Source organism: Streptomyces qaidamensis (assembly GCF_001611795.1).
GTDB classification, from domain to species: domain Bacteria; phylum Actinomycetota; class Actinomycetes; order Streptomycetales; family Streptomycetaceae; genus Streptomyces; species Streptomyces qaidamensis.
Window position 1 is genome coordinate 1189444 of sequence record NZ_CP015098.1, and the last position, 14113, is coordinate 1203556.

Sequence of the window (14113 nt, forward strand, 5' to 3'; positions counted from 1 at the left end):
CCCGGGGTGTCCGACCTGGACGCACCCAGGCCCTCGCCCGCACCGGCGGCTAGCCGAGCGCCGGGTCCAGGACGATGTCCTCCTCGCGCGCCGCGACCGTGGGCTCCTCGGGGAAGTGGCAGGCGGTGAGATGGCCCGTGGGGCTGCCCTCGGCCCGGGCCAGGGGCGGTTCCTCGGTGGCGCACCTGTCCTGGGCCTTCCAGCAGCGGGTGCGGAAGCGGCAGCCGGAGGGCGGGTCGATGGGGGACGGCACGTCCCCGGCCAGCCGGATGCGTTCGCGCCGCTTCACGGCGTCCGGGTCGGCCTCGGGTACGGCGGACAGCAGCGCGTGCGTGTAGGGGTGCCGTGGCCGGGTGTAGAGCGACTCCCGTCCGGCGACCTCCACGATCTTGCCGAGGTACATCACGGCGACCCGCTCGGAGAAGTGCCGTACCACGGCAAGGTCATGTGCGATGAAGACGAAGGCGATGCCGAACTCCCGCTGGAGGTCCTGGAGCAGGTTGACGACCTGCGCCTGGATGGAGACGTCCAGCGCCGACACCGGCTCGTCGGCCACGATCAGCTTCGGCCGCAGGGCGAGGGCGCGGGCGATGCCGATGCGCTGGCGCTGGCCGCCGGAGAACTCGTTCGGATAGCGGTTGTAGTGCTCGGGGTTGAGGCCCACCGTCTCCAGCAGTTCCTGGGCGCGCTTCTTGTGCCCCTGGGGCGGGTTGATGCCGTTGAGCCGCATCGGCGTCTCGATGATGGTGCCGACGGTGTGCCGGGGGTTCAGCGACGAGTACGGGTCCTGGAAGATCATCTGGAGGTTGCGCCGGGCCTCCTGCATCCGCCCGGGCGACCGGTGCGTGATGTCCTCGCCGTCGAACACGACGGAGCCGCCGGTCGGTTCGAGCAGCCGGGTGATCAGCCGGCCCGTGGTCGACTTGCCGCAGCCGGACTCGCCGACCAGGCCCAGCGACTCACCGGGCCCGACCGAGAAGTCGATGCCGTCGACGGCCCGCACGGCCCCGACCTGACGCTGGAAGATGATGCCCTGCCGGATGGGGAAGTGCTTCTGCAGACCGCGCACCTCCAGCAGATTCTCGCCGGTGTTCTCGGCGGCAGGGCGGTCGGTGCTCTGCCCGGTGCGGGGCTCGGTGGTGCTCACGGCATGTTCCCTTTCGTCCGCCGCCGTCACTGCGCGGCCCGTGCGGCTGCGGCGCCCCGGTCGTCCGGACCGTCCCCGCCGCGGATCTCCTGCTTGGCGTCGTCGCTGAGATGGCACGCGGCGAGGTGCCGATCGCTGCCGGGGACGACTCGCAGCTCGGGCCGCTCGGCCGTGCAACGGCCCTGATGCACCCAGCCCTTGTAGGCGCAGCGGGGGTGGAAGGCGCAGCCGTCCGGCAGGTTGATCAGGCTCGGCGGGGTGCCGGGGATCGGGTTGAGCCGTTCGCCGACGTCGCCGCTGAGGTGCGGCATCGACTGCAACAGGCCCCAGGTGTAGGGGTGCTGGGGGTCCTTGAGGACGTCGCGGGTCGTGCCGTACTCGATGCGGCGGCCGCCGTACATCACCAGGATGTCGTCGGCGACGTCGGCGACCACCCCGAGGTCGTGCGTGATGATGACGACGGCGGAGCCGAACTCCTCCTGGAGGTCGCGGATCAGGTCCAGGATCTGCGCCTGGACGGTGACGTCCAGGGCGGTGGTGGGCTCGTCGGCGATGAGCAGCTCCGGGTCGCACACCAGCGACATGGCGATCATGGCGCGTTGGCGCATGCCTCCGGAGAACTGGTGCGGGTAGTCCCCGGCCCGGCGCTCGGGCTGCGGGATGCCGACGCGCTTCAGCATCTCCACCGCGCGGTCCCTGGCCTCTTTCCTGGAGGCCTTGTGGTGCACCCGGTAGGCCTCGGCGATCTGCGAGCCGACGGTGAAGAAGGGGTGCAGCGCGGAGAGCGGGTCCTGGAAGATCATGGAGACCGTGCGACCGCGCAGGGCGCGCATCTGGGCCTCGGGCAGGGCGACGAGTTCCCTGCCCTCCAGCCAGATCTCGCCGCTGACCTGGGCGCGGGTGCCCTTGTGCAGTCCGAGCAGGGCCAGTGAGGTCACCGACTTGCCGGAGCCGGACTCGCCGACGATGCCGAGGGTCCTGCCCTTCTCCAGGGTGAAGGAGACGCCGTCGACGGACCTGACGAGGCCGTCCTCGGTCGGGAAGTGCACCTTCAGGTCGCGTACGTCGAGGAAGGGTGCGGGCGCGGGTGCGACGTCCGCGGGCTGCGGTGAGGTCTGAACGGACACGGGTGTTCCTAAGGACGAAGAAGGGCTCAGGCGAGGCGCACGCGCGGGTCGACGAGGCCGTACACGAGGTCGACGACGACGTTGGCGAGGACGACGAACGTCGCGGCGAAGAGCGTGGTGCCGAGGATGACCGGCAGGTCGGAGTTCTGCACGGAGTCGACCGCGAGCTTGCCGATGCCGTTGATGCCGAACACCGACTCGGTGATGACCGCGGAGCCGCCGATCAGGGAGCCGACGTCCATGCCGAAGATGGTGATGATGGGGGTGATGGCGGCCCGCAGGCCGTGTTTGAGGACGACGGTGGCGGCCGGCAGGCCCTTGGCGCGGGCGGTGCGCATGTAGTCCTCGGCGAAGACCTCCAGCATGGAGGAGCGGGTGAGCCGGGTGTACATCGCGAGGTAGACGATGACGAGGGTGGTCCACGGCAGGATCAGGCCCTTGAACCAGCCGGCCGGGTCCTCGGTGATCGAGGTGTAGCCGGAGGTCGGCAGGATCTGGAACTTGTCGACGAAGAGGTACAGCAGGAGCAGACCGATGAAGTAGATCTGCACCGACACGCCGAACAGGGCGAGTCCCACCGCCGCCTTGTCGGCGGCCCTGCCCCGGCGCACCGCGGCGACGGTGCCGAGGCCGACGCCCAGGGCCAGGAAGGCCACCGCGGCGCCGAGACCGAGGGAGAGGTCCGCCGGGAAGTCGGACAGGAGGGTGGTCAGGACGGGGGTGTCGGTCTGGAAGGAGACGCCGAGACAGGGCGCGCCGCAGTGGATGCGCACGCTCTGGTCACCGAAGTCACGGCCGGCGAACAGTCCCTTGAGGAACTCCCAGTACTGGGTCAGGTAGCTCTGGTCCAGGCCCAGCGAGTGCTTGATCTCCGCGAGGCGCGAGGGCGAGCAGGTCTTTCCGCAGGCCAGGAGTGCGGGGTCGGACGGCAGCGCGAAGAAGATGAAGAAGGTGATCGTGGTGATCACCAGCATGATCAGGGCCGCTGCCAGCAGGCGTCTGATGAGGTAACGAAACATGGGGTGCCGGGACCTGACGTGAGTGGGATACCCGCCGGCGGCCGGGGCCGCCGGCGGGGTCTAGAGGAGGGGCGTCAGTGCTTGACGTAGACGTGCACCAGGCTCGGCTCGGCCAGGATCGTGTCGGGGATGACCCCGCCGACCTTGGAGCCGGACATGTCGCTGAAGTTCATGTACGTCAGCGGGACCACGGCGGCGTCCTTGAGGATCTGCTGGTCCATCTGCCCATAGGCGGCATTCCGCTGCTTGACGTCCGTCATCTTGGCGGCCTTGTCGATGAGCGCGTTGACCTTCGGGTCGTTCAGATAGGACAGGTCCTGGTTGGCCTGCGGGTTCTTCTTGATGAGCCGGCCGTCGAAGAGGGTGGGCAGCACGGTGGAGGCGTTGGGCCAGTCGGCGATCCAGTCGCCCCAGGTCAGGTCGTACTGGTTCTTCGTGTTGTTGACGGTGCTGAAGTAGCTCGACGCGTCGATCGGGGAGATGTTGACGTGGATCCCGATGCGCTCCAGCGCGTTCTTCACCGCGTCGGCGAAGTGCTCGTGGGTGGGGGTGTTCTCCACCGCGATCGACATCGTCGGCTTCGGGTTGCCCGCCTGCTTCATCAGCTCCTTGGCCTTGGCCAGGTTGCCCGCCGGGTTGGCGCTGTACAGGTTGAACTTCTTGTAGCCGCCGATGCCGGGGCTCAGCATGGTGGTGGCGTAGTCGCCGTACGCGGAGCCGCCGAAGGCGCCGCGGACCGTGGTCTTGTCGACGGCGTACTCGATCGCCTGACGGACCTTCAGGTTCTTGACGCGGGTGGTGTTGATGGCGAGGTAGTTGATACCGGGGGCGGGGATCTTGTAGTAACGGCTCTTCAGTGAGGGGTCGTTGGCCAACTGAGCCAGGTCCGAGCCCGCGATCGGCCACTGCTGGATCGACGTCTGGGCGGTGCCCGCGTCGGCCTTGATCTGCTGGTCGATGGCCGACTCGTCCTGGCCGAACTTGACGTCCATCCCGTCGACGTTCTGCTGCCGGATGAGGTCGGTCGACTGGGACCAGTACTTGTTCCGGGTGAGGACGAGTTCCTTGTTCTTCGTGTACGACTTGATCATGTACGGGCCGTCGGACCACACCTTGGTGTCGTACGTCGAGCCGGTGTCATGGGCCTTGGGAACGGCGGACCAGCCGGGCATCGCGGTGGTCTCGTTGAAGTCGGCCACCGGCTGGTTCAGGTGGAAGACGATGGTGTACTTGTCCGGCGTCTGGATGGAGGCCAGCTGCTTGCCCTTGTAGGGGCCCTTGTAGTCGGAGCCGCCGACGAGCCACTGGGCCGCGTAGGGCGGGCCTCCGTTGATGTCGGAGGAGAAGAACCGCTCCACGCCGTACTTCACGTCCGGCGCGGTGACCTCCGTGCCGTCCTGGTACTTCACTCCGTGCCGCAGGTGGAAGGTCCACACCGTGGCGTCCTTGGACTGCGTTCCCGTGTCGGTCGCGAGGTCGCCGACCAGCTTCGGGGCCGATCCCGTCTCGTCCCAGCCGGTGAGGGTGCGGACGATCTCCTCGTCCATGCTCGAACCCTCGGTCGTGTAGACGCGTTGCGGGTCGAGGTGGTCGAAGTCCGCCTTGTCGAGGATGGTCAGCGTGCCGCCCTTGCCGGGGGCGCCGCCGGCGCTGCTGCCGGAGGACCCTCCGCATGCGGTGGCCCCCAGGGCGATCATCACGGCTGAGGCCGTGAGAGCGACCGTGCGCGATCTGCGCGTGCTGCGCGTCATTGAGGAAACTCCGTTTCTTGCTACGGGCTCGGCGGCCGTTCGTGGGGCCGCCTGGCCGATACTCGGGGGGGGTGGCTCGGGTCAGCCGCGTCGGGCGCGGGGGTCCAGGGCGTCCCGGACGCCGTCCCCCAGGAGGTTGAGCGCCAGGACCAGGACGAGGAGCAGGACGCCGGGCACGAAGAGGTACATCGGGTCCTGCAGGAAGAACTGGGAGGCGTCCGACAGCAGGGCACCCCAGTCGGGGTTGGGCGGGATGACGCCGACGCCCAGGTAGGACAGGGCCGCCTCGGTGGTGATGTTCTGCGGGACGGCGAGCGCGAAGGAGATGAGGATCGGCGCCCACAGGTTGGGCAGCAGCTGCCGGAAGAGGATGTGCCGGCGGCCGGCGCTCATCAGGCGCGCTGCGTCGACGAACTCCCGCTCGCGCAGGGACAGTACCTGTCCGCGCACCAGACGGGCGGTGTACGCCCAGGCGAAGACGGCGATGTTGAGGACCAGGACGAGCAGCCGGAGGTTCTCGTCGGTGCCGCCGTGGCTGTTGGTCTGCAGCGCGTTCTGGATCACCGGGGTGAGCGCGATGATGAACAGCAGCTGCGGGAAGGCCAGCATCACGTCCATGATCCGCGAGAGCAGGGAGTCGACCCAGCCGCCGAAGTAGCCGGCGGCGAGCCCGGCGACGACACCGACCGCGGTGGACAGCACGGCCGAGGCGAAACCCACGTAGAGGGAGGTGCGCAGGCCGTAGACGATGCGGGCGAACAGGTCGTAGCCGGTGCCCGGTTCCACGCCGAGCAGGTGCTGGGCGCTGACGCCGCCCAGCGATCCGTAGGGGAAGTTGCCCGTGTCGGGATTGATCGCCTTGTTGTCGGGGGTGATCGGCCCCCAGCCGGTCAGTGCGGTGAGCACGGGCGCGAGGAGCGCGGTCGCGATGAACAGGAGGGTGATCGCCAGGGCGGCCGTGGTGACCTTGTCCCGCCTGATCCGCCGCCAGGCCATCCGGGCCGGTGAGCGGCCGGCGACAACCGTGCCGCCGGGTCTGGAGTCCTGCGTCGACGGCTCGGTCAGCAGTGTGGTGCCGCCGCCGGTGTCGACCGGCTGGTGTTGCGTGGTCATCGTACGGACATCCCGGATCTGCCCCTGGGGCAAGGAAATTGGGTGGCGGTCGTTGCTTCCGCCGTGAGACTCTGCGGACTTTCGCAATGGCGTGCGAGTCCGGTCAAGCCGCGCAGGGGCGAGAAAAGGGATTGTTTGCGGTCATGGAAAAGTGTTGACGAGACCGGGGAACGTGATTACCCGCCGCGTGAATGTTTGCGGGAGATTCCTTGGGCAGTGATTGGCCGTGACTCCTGCGTTGTTTCCTTTTGCTTTTCCCTCGGAATCCCCCGTGCCGGGTAAAGGGCCGGGGCAAGGCCGGCCCGGCGTCAGCCGACCGGCACCCCGGCCTCCAGGTAGAGCGCCGCTCCGCGTTCACGGGCCCTCAGGGCCCAGCGCAGCCGCTCGTAGCGCACCGGGGGCAGCAGCTCTGCGGCCTCCTCCTCGGTGACGAAGCGCCAGGCGCGCAGCTCCGGGCCGGGCAGCAGCAGCCGTCCCGCCTCGGCCGAATCGAGGAGGCCGCCGTCGAAGAGGAGCCGCAGGCCGCCGTAGCCGGGGGGCGTAGGGCGCTCCCAGTCGACGACGAGCAGGCCCGGGACCTCGTCGAGGCTGATGCCGGTCTCTTCGGCGACCTCGCGCATCCCGGCCCGTGCGGGCGCCTCACCGGGTTCGACGACGCCGCCGGGGAACTCCCAGCCGGCCTTGTACGTGGGGTCGACGAGCAGCACCCGGTCCTGCTCGTCGAAGAGGAGCACTCCGGCGGCGACGGTCTCGGCGGTGGGCTCGGGCGTCTGCACGATGTCGCAGACGGGCACGGAACCGCTGGTGACGGCCTCGGCGATCCGGACCGCCGTCTCGTACGGCGTGAGGTCGCTGGTGTCGACCGGGTGGGCGTCGGCGGTGAGCCAGGAGGCGAGGGCGGCCCGGTACGGCTCGATGTGGTCGTAGGACCACTGGCGTATTCGCAGGTCGCCGTCGGGCAGGTCGCGCGGGATCTCACGGCCCGCTATCCGCTCCCGCAGTATCGTTTCGGCCGGTGCCAGCAGGATGTGGCTGACCGGAATCCTGCGCGCGGCCAGACCGCCGAAGATCTCGTCGCGGTACTCCTGGCGCAGCAGGGTCATCGGGACGACGAGGGTCCCGCCGAGCTCGGCGAGCATCGCGGCCGCCGTGTCGATCACCAGCCGTCGCCAGATCGGCAGGTCCTGGAAGTCGCCGGCCTCGGCGAGGTGTTTGGGTGGCAGCAGGTGGGCGAGCGCGCCGCCGACGACCTCCGGGTCGAAGAGCGTGCTGTTCGGGATCAGTTCGATCAGTTCCCGTGCGGTGGTGGTCTTCCCCGCACCGAACGCGCCGTTGATCCAGACGACGGTCACAGGTCCCCCTCTTCTGTTGGCCCCCTGAGGCTTGCCCGCTCCACCCTGCCACGGAAACCAGCCGCAGTTGAGGGCGCACATGACGACGGCGCCGACGCCCCCCTCACGCGGGGGCGCCGGCGCCGTGGCTGCGGTGCCGTGCGGCTCGTCAGCCCTTCTTCTTCGCCTGGGCGCCGTCCTCCCGGTCCAGGGACAGGCTGTCCTTGGCGACGGTCTCGTCGAGGGTCTTGAGGGTGTCGTCGACGCTCAGGGTGCCGAGGCTGTCCCCGAGGGCGTGGGACGGGGTGACCGCCGCGACGACGAAGCCGGTGGCGAGGGAGGCGATGGCGAGCATGCTGCGCTTCTTCATGCCCGACTCAACTGCCGGACCCGCTCCGGGGTCACGCAACCGCGTACGACCGGGCGAAGCGGGCTTCACGCGGAGTCGCCGCCCGCGCCGGCTCCCCACGCCCCGGGCCCGCCGCCGCGCCACTCGATCAGCCCTGTGGCCGCCACGTACGCCGCGTCCGCGTCCTCGATCCCGGCTCGCCGCAGGAACTCCGCCACGTCGAGCGGCCCGTAGGCGATGCCGAGGAACTGGTCGGCCACACGGACCCGCCGGCCGCCGTCCGCGGCGGGCGGGTAGACCACGACGGGTTTCTCGGAGGCCATGGCACCACAGTGCGCGGGGACGGCACCGGCCGCGCGCCGGGATGGGCCGTTCAGCCCGCCCTGCGCGGCTGCCGCACGGGCCGGGGAGGCCGCCGGTGCCGGGACACCGGCGGCTCCTTCCGCCGGGGTCAGGCGCCCACGTAGGCCGCCAGATGCTCCCCGGTGAGGGTGGAGCGGGCCTCGACGAGGTCGGCCGGGGTGCCCTCGAAGACGATCCGGCCGCCGTCGTGACCCGCGCCGGGGCCGAGGTCGATGATCCAGTCGGCGTGCGCCATGACCGCCTGGTGGTGCTCGATGACGATGACCGACTTGCCGGAGTCGACGAGCCGGTCGAGCAGGCCGAGCAGCTGCTCCACGTCCGCCAGGTGGAGACCGGTGGTCGGCTCGTCCAGGACGTACACGCCGCCCTTCTCTCCCATGTGCGTGGCCAGCTTGAGGCGCTGCCGCTCGCCGCCGGACAGCGTGGTGAGCGGCTGCCCGAGGGTGAGATAGCCGAGCCCGACGTCCGCGAGCCGCTCCAGGATCTTGTGCGCGGCCGGGGTGCGGGCATCGCCGCTGCCGAAGAACTCCTCGGCCTCGGCCACCGGCATCGCCAGCACCTCGCTGATGTCGCGGCCGCCGAGCCGGTACTCCAGCACCGACGCCTCGAACCGCTTGCCCTCGCACTCCTCGCAGGGCGTGGCGACGCTCTGCATGATCGCCAGGTCGGTGTAGATGACACCGGCGCCGTTGCAGGTGGGGCAGGCACCCTCGGAGTTGGCGCTGAACAACGCCGGCTTCACCCCGTTGGCCTTGGCGAAGGCCTTGCGGATCGGGTCGGCCAGGCCGGTGTACGTCGCCGGGTTGCTGCGCCGGGAGCCGCGGATCGGGGTCTGGTCGATCGCCACCACGCCCTCGTCGGCGGGGATCGAGCCGTGCACGAGCGAGCTCTTGCCCGAGCCCGCGACACCGGTCACGACGGTGAGGACGCCGAGCGGGACGTCGACGTCGACGCTGTGCAGGTTGTTCGCCGAGGCGCCCCGGATCTCCAGCGCACCGGTGGGCTTGCGGACCGTCGCCTTGATCTTGGCCCGGTCGTCGAGGTGGCGGCCGGTGACGGTGTCGCTGCCGCGCAGCCCGTCCAGGGTTCCCTCGAAGCAGACGGTGCCGCCCGCCCTGCCGGCACCGGGGCCGAGGTCCACGACGTGGTCGGCGATGGCGATCGTCTCCGGCTTGTGCTCCACCACCAGCACGGTGTTGCCCTTGTCGCGCAGGCGCAGCAGCAGGTTGTTCATCCGCTGGATGTCATGGGGGTGCAGGCCGATGGACGGCTCGTCGAAGACGTAGGTGACGTCGGTGAGCGAGGAGCCGAGGTGGCGGATCATCTTGGTGCGCTGCGCCTCGCCGCCGGAGAGCGTGCCCGAGGCCCGGTCGAGCGAGAGGTAGCCGAGGCCGATCTCCACGAACGAGTCCAGGGTGTGCCGGAGCTTGGTCAGCAGCGGCGCCACCGACGGCTCCTCGAGCCCCCGGACCCACTCCGCCAGGTCGCGGATCTCCATCGCGCAGGCATCGGCGATGCTGACCTTGCCGATCTTCGAGGAGCGGGCGAGCTCGCTGAGCCGGGTGCCCTCGCACTCGGGGCAGCGGGTGAAGGTGACCGCCCGGTCCACGAAGGCCCGGATGTGCGGCTGCATCGACTCGCGGTCCTTGGAGAGGAAGGTCTTCTGGATCTTCGGGATCAGTCCCTCGTAGGTGAGGTTGACGCCGTTGACCTTCACCTTGGTCGGCTCGCGGTACAGGAAGTCGTGCCGCTCCTTCTTGGTGTACTTCCGGATCGGCTTGTCCTTGTCGAAGAAGCCCGACTCGGCGATGACCCGCACCACCCAGCCGTCGCCGGTGTAGGTGGGGATCGTGAACGGGTCCTCGGACAGCGACTTGGAGTCGTCGTAGAGCTGGGTGAGGTCGATGTCGGAGACGGTGCCCCGGCCCTCGCAGTGCGTGCACATGCCGCCGGTGCGGCTGAAGGACACCTTCTCGGTCCTGGTCTTGTCGGCACCGCGGTCCACCGTGAATCCGCCGCTCGCGGAGACCGAGGCGGTGTTGAAGGAGAACGCGCCGGGCGGGCCGATGTGGGGCGTGCCGAGCCGGCTGAAGAGGATCCGCAGCATGGCGTTGGCGTCGGTGGCGGTGCCGACGGTGGAGCGGGGGTCGGAACCCATGCGCTGCTGGTCGACGGCGATCGCGGTCGTCAGCCCGTCCAGCACGTCGACCTCGGGCCGGGCCAGGTTCGGCATGAACCCTTGCAGGAAGGCGCTGTAGGTCTCGTTGATCAGCCGCTGCGACTCCGCCGCGATCGTGTCGAACACCAGCGAGCTCTTGCCCGAGCCGGAGACACCGGTGAACACCGTGAGCCTGCGCTTGGGGATCTCGATGCTGACGTCCCTGAGGTTGTTCTCGCGCGCGCCGTGCACGCGGATCACGTCATGGCTGTCGGCAACGTGCGGCCCGGGCGACTGTCTGTCCGTCGTCGTGGCCTTGCTCATGGTGTCTCCATCTGCCGGGCGGCGCTGCCGCGTTGGGCTATCTCGGCCCCCCGCACCGGTCCCGAGGGGGGCGGCGCGGGGGGGTGCGGGAACCGGTGCCGCAGCACGGCCGGTACGGGGTCCCGCGGGGTGACTTCTGTGGGCTGCTACGACGCCTTCAGCTGCTGGATGCGAACCATGTTGCCCGCGGGGTCGCGGAAGGCGCAGTCGCGGACGCCGTAGGGCTGGTCCACCGGCTCCTGGACCACCTCGGCATCGCCCGCCTGCACCCGCTCGAAGGTGCCGTCGACGTCGGTGGTGGCCAGGACGATGCTGGCGTAGGTGCCCTTGGCCATCATCTCGGTGATGGTGCGGCGTTCGTCGTCGGTGATGCCGGGGTCGGCGGCCGGCGGGTGCAGCACGATGTTCGTGCCGGGCCGGCCGACGGGGCCGACCGTGATCCAGCGCATGCCCTCGTATCCGACGTCGTTCCTGACTTCGAAGCCGAGGGTGTCGCGGTAGAACGCCAGGGCGGCGTCCGGGTCGTCGTGCGGAAGGAAGCTGGCGTGAATGTGGAGGTCCATGGCCATCACGCTAGTTTCGGCTCGCGGCGGGCGCTTCTCGATTCCTGATCGGTCTGGTCACCTGCTTCGCCACGCACGACGGAATGCCGGCCGTCGCGCGCGCCGCCTCGCGCCGGTAGGCACTGGGCGGCATGCCGACCAGCTCGGTGAAGCGGGTACTGAAGGTGCCCAGCGATGCGCAGCCGACCTCGAAACACACCTCCGTGACGCTCAGGTCGCCCCGGCGCAGCAGCGCCATGGCGCGCTCGATGCGCCGCGTCATGAGGTAGCTGTACGGCGACTCCCCGTACGCCTGCCGGAACGCGCGGCTCAGGTGCCCCGCCGACATGTGCACGCCCCGGGCCAGCGCCTCGACGTCCAGGGGCTTCGCGTACTCCCGGTCGATCCGGTCCTTGACACGGCGCAGCCGGGCGAGGTCACGCAGGTGCTGCGCCGAGGCGGGTCTGCTGCTCACAAGCGCGATCGTGCCACATCGCACGCACGTGCGGTTGATTTCCGGCGATCCGGAACGGAACGGTCCGTATCACCCCGGGGCCACCATCGGCCCCCGACCCGGTCCGTAGCACCCCGGAGTCACCGTCGCCCGCACCGGCCCGCATCACGCCCCCACAGGCTGAACGTTCCTGCTCGCTCCGCCGGTCCCTGCCTCACACCCCGGCCGCCGCCGGGTCCGTCCGCTTCGCCAGTGCTGCCGCCGCCGCGCCCACCAGCCCGGCGTCGGTGCCCATCTGGGCCGGCGCCACCGTCAGATGCCGGACGAAGGACAGCGTCGCGTAGGTGCTCAGCGCCTTGCGCAGCGGCTCGAAGAGGACGTCGCCCGCCTTGCCCACTCCCCCGCCGATCACGGCGATGTCGATCTCCACGAGCGTCGCGGTAGCCGCGATCCCGGCCGCCAGAGCCTGGGCGGCCCGCTCGAAAGAGGCGACGGCGACCGGGTCGCCGGAGCGGGCGGCGGCTGCCACCGCGGCGGCCGACGTGTCCCCGTCGGGGCCCGGCCGCCAGCCGTTCTCCAGGGCGCGCCGGGCGATGTTGGGACCGCTCGCGATGCGCTCCACGCAGCCGTGCGAGCCGCACGGGCACAGATCGCCGTCGAGGTCGACGCTGATGTGACCGATGTGACCCGCGTTGCCGGTGGGCCCGGGGTGCAACCGGCCTCCGAGCACGAGACCGCCACCGACGCCCGTGGAGACGACCATGCACAGCGCGTTGTCGTGACCGCGGGCGGCGCCCTGCCAGTGCTCGGCCGCCGTGATCGCCACACCGTCACCGATCAGCTCGACGGGCAGGTTCCCCGCGGCGGCCCGGACCCGGGCGACGAGCGGGAAGTCGCGCCACCCGGGCACGTTCACCGGGCTCACCGTGCCCGCGGAGGCGTCCACGGGCCCGGCGCTGCCGATCCCCACCGCCGTGGCACACCCCCACAGCGGCGACGCGGTGAGCTCGGCCAGCACCTCCTGCACGGCCCGCATCACGGTGTCGCCGTCATCCCGGGCGGGCGTCGGCCGCTGGGCGCGGACCAGGATCCGGCCGTGGCCGTCCACCAGAGCGCCGGCGATCTTGGTGCCGCCGATGTCGAGCGCGGCCACGAGGTCGGTGTGCATCAGAGTCGGATCTCCCCGTCGGACATGAGAAAAACGCCGAGAATGGCCATCGAGCAGGGCAAGCAGCGGACCGGTCCCCCGAGGGTGCGCGGGGCCGGAGATTGCGGTGGACAGTCTCTCCCGAGCCTGACAACGTTGTCCAGGCTCTATGCTCGACGCCACATCCTCATACAAACCCAGGATCGACGCACCCCCGTGGACGACAGGACAGGACTGGACACCGTGGCCCCGACCCCCCTCCGATCCGCAGCGCGCTACGGCACCCGGCCGACCATGAAGGACGTAGCGGCACGCGCCGGAGTGGGCCTCAAGACGGTCTCCCGCGTCGTGAACGGGGAACCGGGGGTCACCCCGGAGACGGAGCGGCGGGTACAGGAGGCGATCGACGCCCTCGGTTTCCGCCGCAACGACAGCGCGCGGGTGCTCCGCAAGGGCCGCACGGCGAGCATCGGCCTGGTCCTGGAAGACCTCGCCGACCCGTTCTACGGACCGCTGAGCCGCTCGGTGGAAGAGGTGGCCCGCGCACACGGCGCCCTGCTGATCAACGGCTCCAGCGCGGAGGACCCCGAGCGCGAGCAGGAGCTGGTGCTGGCCCTGTGCGCGCGGCGGGTGGACGGGCTGGTGGTGATCCCGGCCGGGGACGACCACCGGTACCTGGAGCCCGAGCTCAAAGCGGGCGTCGCCACGGTGTTCGTGGACCGGCCCGCCGGGCACATCGACGCCGACGTGGTCCTGTCGGACAACTACGGCGGCGCCCGCGGCGGCGTCGCCCACCTCATCGCGCACGGGCACCGCCGGATCGGCTTCATCGGCGACATGCCCCGCATCCACACCGCCGCCGAGCGGCTGCGCGGCTACCGGGCCGCGATGGAGGACGCGGGCATACCGGTGGCGGGCTCCTGGATGTCCCTCGGCGTCACCGACCCCGAGCGGGTGCGCAGGGCGGCCGAGGAGATGCTGACCGGCCCCGACCCGGTGACGGCGATCTTCGCCGGCAACAACCGGGTGACGGTCACCGTGATCCGCGTTCTCGCCGAGCAGGCCCGCCGTGTCGCCCTGGTCGGCTTCGACGACATCGAGCTCGCCGACCTGCTCCAGCCGGGCGTCACGGTCGTCGCCCAGGACGCGGCGGACATCGGCCGCACCGCGGCGGAACGTCTCTTCCGCCAGCTGGACGGCACCCTGGTCGCCCCCGAGCGCATCGAGCTGCCGACCCGGCTGATCACCCGCGGCTCGGGCGAGATCCCCCCGGCGGACTGAGCGGCCG

The 14113-nt window shown here is 70.5% G+C and carries 13 protein-coding genes; 1 reads left to right on the forward strand and 12 read right to left on the reverse strand.

Features of this window, described 5'->3' with window-relative positions; all coding sequences use genetic code 11:
• Positions 1 to 49: 49 nt before the first annotated feature.
• From A4E84_RS04970 to A4E84_RS05025, 12 genes are all read right to left on the reverse strand, one after another.
• Positions 50 to 1147, reverse strand: coding sequence for an ABC transporter ATP-binding protein (locus tag A4E84_RS04970; protein ID WP_062925367.1), 1098 nt, complete (start codon positions 1145 to 1147; stop codon positions 50 to 52).
• Between the two features lie 26 nt (positions 1148 to 1173).
• Positions 1174 to 2274, reverse strand: coding sequence for an ABC transporter ATP-binding protein (locus tag A4E84_RS04975; protein WP_062925368.1), 1101 nt, complete (start codon positions 2272 to 2274; stop codon positions 1174 to 1176).
• A 26-nt stretch (positions 2275 to 2300) separates the two neighbouring features.
• Complete coding sequence (locus A4E84_RS04980; protein WP_062925369.1) at positions 2301 to 3293, reverse strand: ABC transporter permease; 993 nt, start codon at positions 3291 to 3293, stop codon at positions 2301 to 2303.
• Between the two features lie 74 nt (positions 3294 to 3367).
• On the reverse strand, positions 3368 to 5044 hold the full coding sequence (locus A4E84_RS04985; RefSeq protein WP_062925370.1) for an ABC transporter substrate-binding protein: 1677 nt from the start codon (positions 5042 to 5044) through the stop codon (positions 3368 to 3370).
• Between the two features lie 81 nt (positions 5045 to 5125).
• Positions 5126 to 6157, reverse strand: coding sequence for an ABC transporter permease (locus tag A4E84_RS04990; RefSeq protein WP_062925371.1), 1032 nt, complete (start codon positions 6155 to 6157; stop codon positions 5126 to 5128).
• Positions 6158 to 6465: 308 nt separating this feature from the next.
• Positions 6466 to 7509, reverse strand: a complete 1044-nt coding sequence (locus tag A4E84_RS04995) for an NUDIX hydrolase (RefSeq protein ID WP_062925372.1) — start codon at positions 7507 to 7509, stop codon at positions 6466 to 6468.
• A 148-nt stretch (positions 7510 to 7657) separates the two neighbouring features.
• A complete protein-coding gene (locus A4E84_RS05000; protein WP_062925373.1) occupies positions 7658 to 7858 on the reverse strand; it encodes a hypothetical protein in 201 nt (66 codons plus the stop codon).
• Positions 7859 to 7923: 65 nt separating this feature from the next.
• Positions 7924 to 8160 carry a hypothetical protein gene (locus A4E84_RS05005; protein WP_062925374.1) on the reverse strand — a complete coding sequence of 79 codons (237 nt, stop codon included), beginning with the start codon at positions 8158 to 8160 and terminating at the stop codon, positions 7924 to 7926.
• Between the two features lie 128 nt (positions 8161 to 8288).
• The gene (locus A4E84_RS05010) at positions 8289 to 10682 is read right to left on the reverse strand and encodes an ATP-binding cassette domain-containing protein (protein ID WP_062925375.1); all 2394 of its coding nucleotides are present in this window, start codon (positions 10680 to 10682) and stop codon (positions 8289 to 8291) included.
• A gap of 146 nt (positions 10683 to 10828) precedes the next feature.
• The gene (locus A4E84_RS05015; protein ID WP_062931318.1) at positions 10829 to 11245 is read right to left on the reverse strand and encodes a VOC family protein; all 417 of its coding nucleotides are present in this window, start codon (positions 11243 to 11245) and stop codon (positions 10829 to 10831) included.
• A 10-nt stretch (positions 11246 to 11255) separates the two neighbouring features.
• The gene (locus A4E84_RS05020; protein WP_033307101.1) at positions 11256 to 11699 is read right to left on the reverse strand and encodes a helix-turn-helix transcriptional regulator; all 444 of its coding nucleotides are present in this window, start codon (positions 11697 to 11699) and stop codon (positions 11256 to 11258) included.
• Between the two features lie 193 nt (positions 11700 to 11892).
• Positions 11893 to 12846 (reverse strand): ROK family protein, encoded by a 954-nt coding sequence (locus tag A4E84_RS05025; RefSeq protein ID WP_062925376.1) that lies wholly within the window; start codon positions 12844 to 12846, stop codon positions 11893 to 11895.
• Between the two features lie 195 nt (positions 12847 to 13041).
• On the opposite strand from A4E84_RS05025, the gene A4E84_RS05030 reads away from it, so the two are divergent.
• Entirely contained in the window at positions 13042 to 14106 is a 1065-nt protein-coding gene (locus A4E84_RS05030) for a LacI family DNA-binding transcriptional regulator (protein WP_062925377.1), read from the forward strand.
• Positions 14107 to 14113 lie beyond the last annotated feature (7 nt).

Bases quoted from the DNA above. Each gene is read 5' to 3' on its own strand.
- A4E84_RS05015 (WP_062931318.1), bottom strand. From the start codon at position 11,245: ATGGACCTCCACATTCACGCCAGCTTCCTTCCGCACGACGACCCGGAC.
- A4E84_RS04990 (WP_062925371.1), bottom strand. From the start codon at position 6,157: ATGACCACGCAACACCAGCCGGTCGACACCGGCGGCGGCACCACACTG.
- A4E84_RS04985 (WP_062925370.1), bottom strand. From the start codon at position 5,044: ATGACGCGCAGCACGCGCAGATCGCGCACGGTCGCTCTCACGGCCTCA.
- A4E84_RS05025 (WP_062925376.1), bottom strand. From the start codon at position 12,846: ATGCACACCGACCTCGTGGCCGCGCTCGACATCGGCGGCACCAAGATC.
- A4E84_RS05000 (WP_062925373.1), bottom strand. From the start codon at position 7,858: ATGAAGAAGCGCAGCATGCTCGCCATCGCCTCCCTCGCCACCGGCTTC.
- A4E84_RS05010 (WP_062925375.1), bottom strand. From the start codon at position 10,682: ATGAGCAAGGCCACGACGACGGACAGACAGTCGCCCGGGCCGCACGTT.
- A4E84_RS04980 (WP_062925369.1), bottom strand. From the start codon at position 3,293: ATGTTTCGTTACCTCATCAGACGCCTGCTGGCAGCGGCCCTGATCATG.
- A4E84_RS05005 (WP_062925374.1), bottom strand. From the start codon at position 8,160: ATGGCCTCCGAGAAACCCGTCGTGGTCTACCCGCCCGCCGCGGACGGC.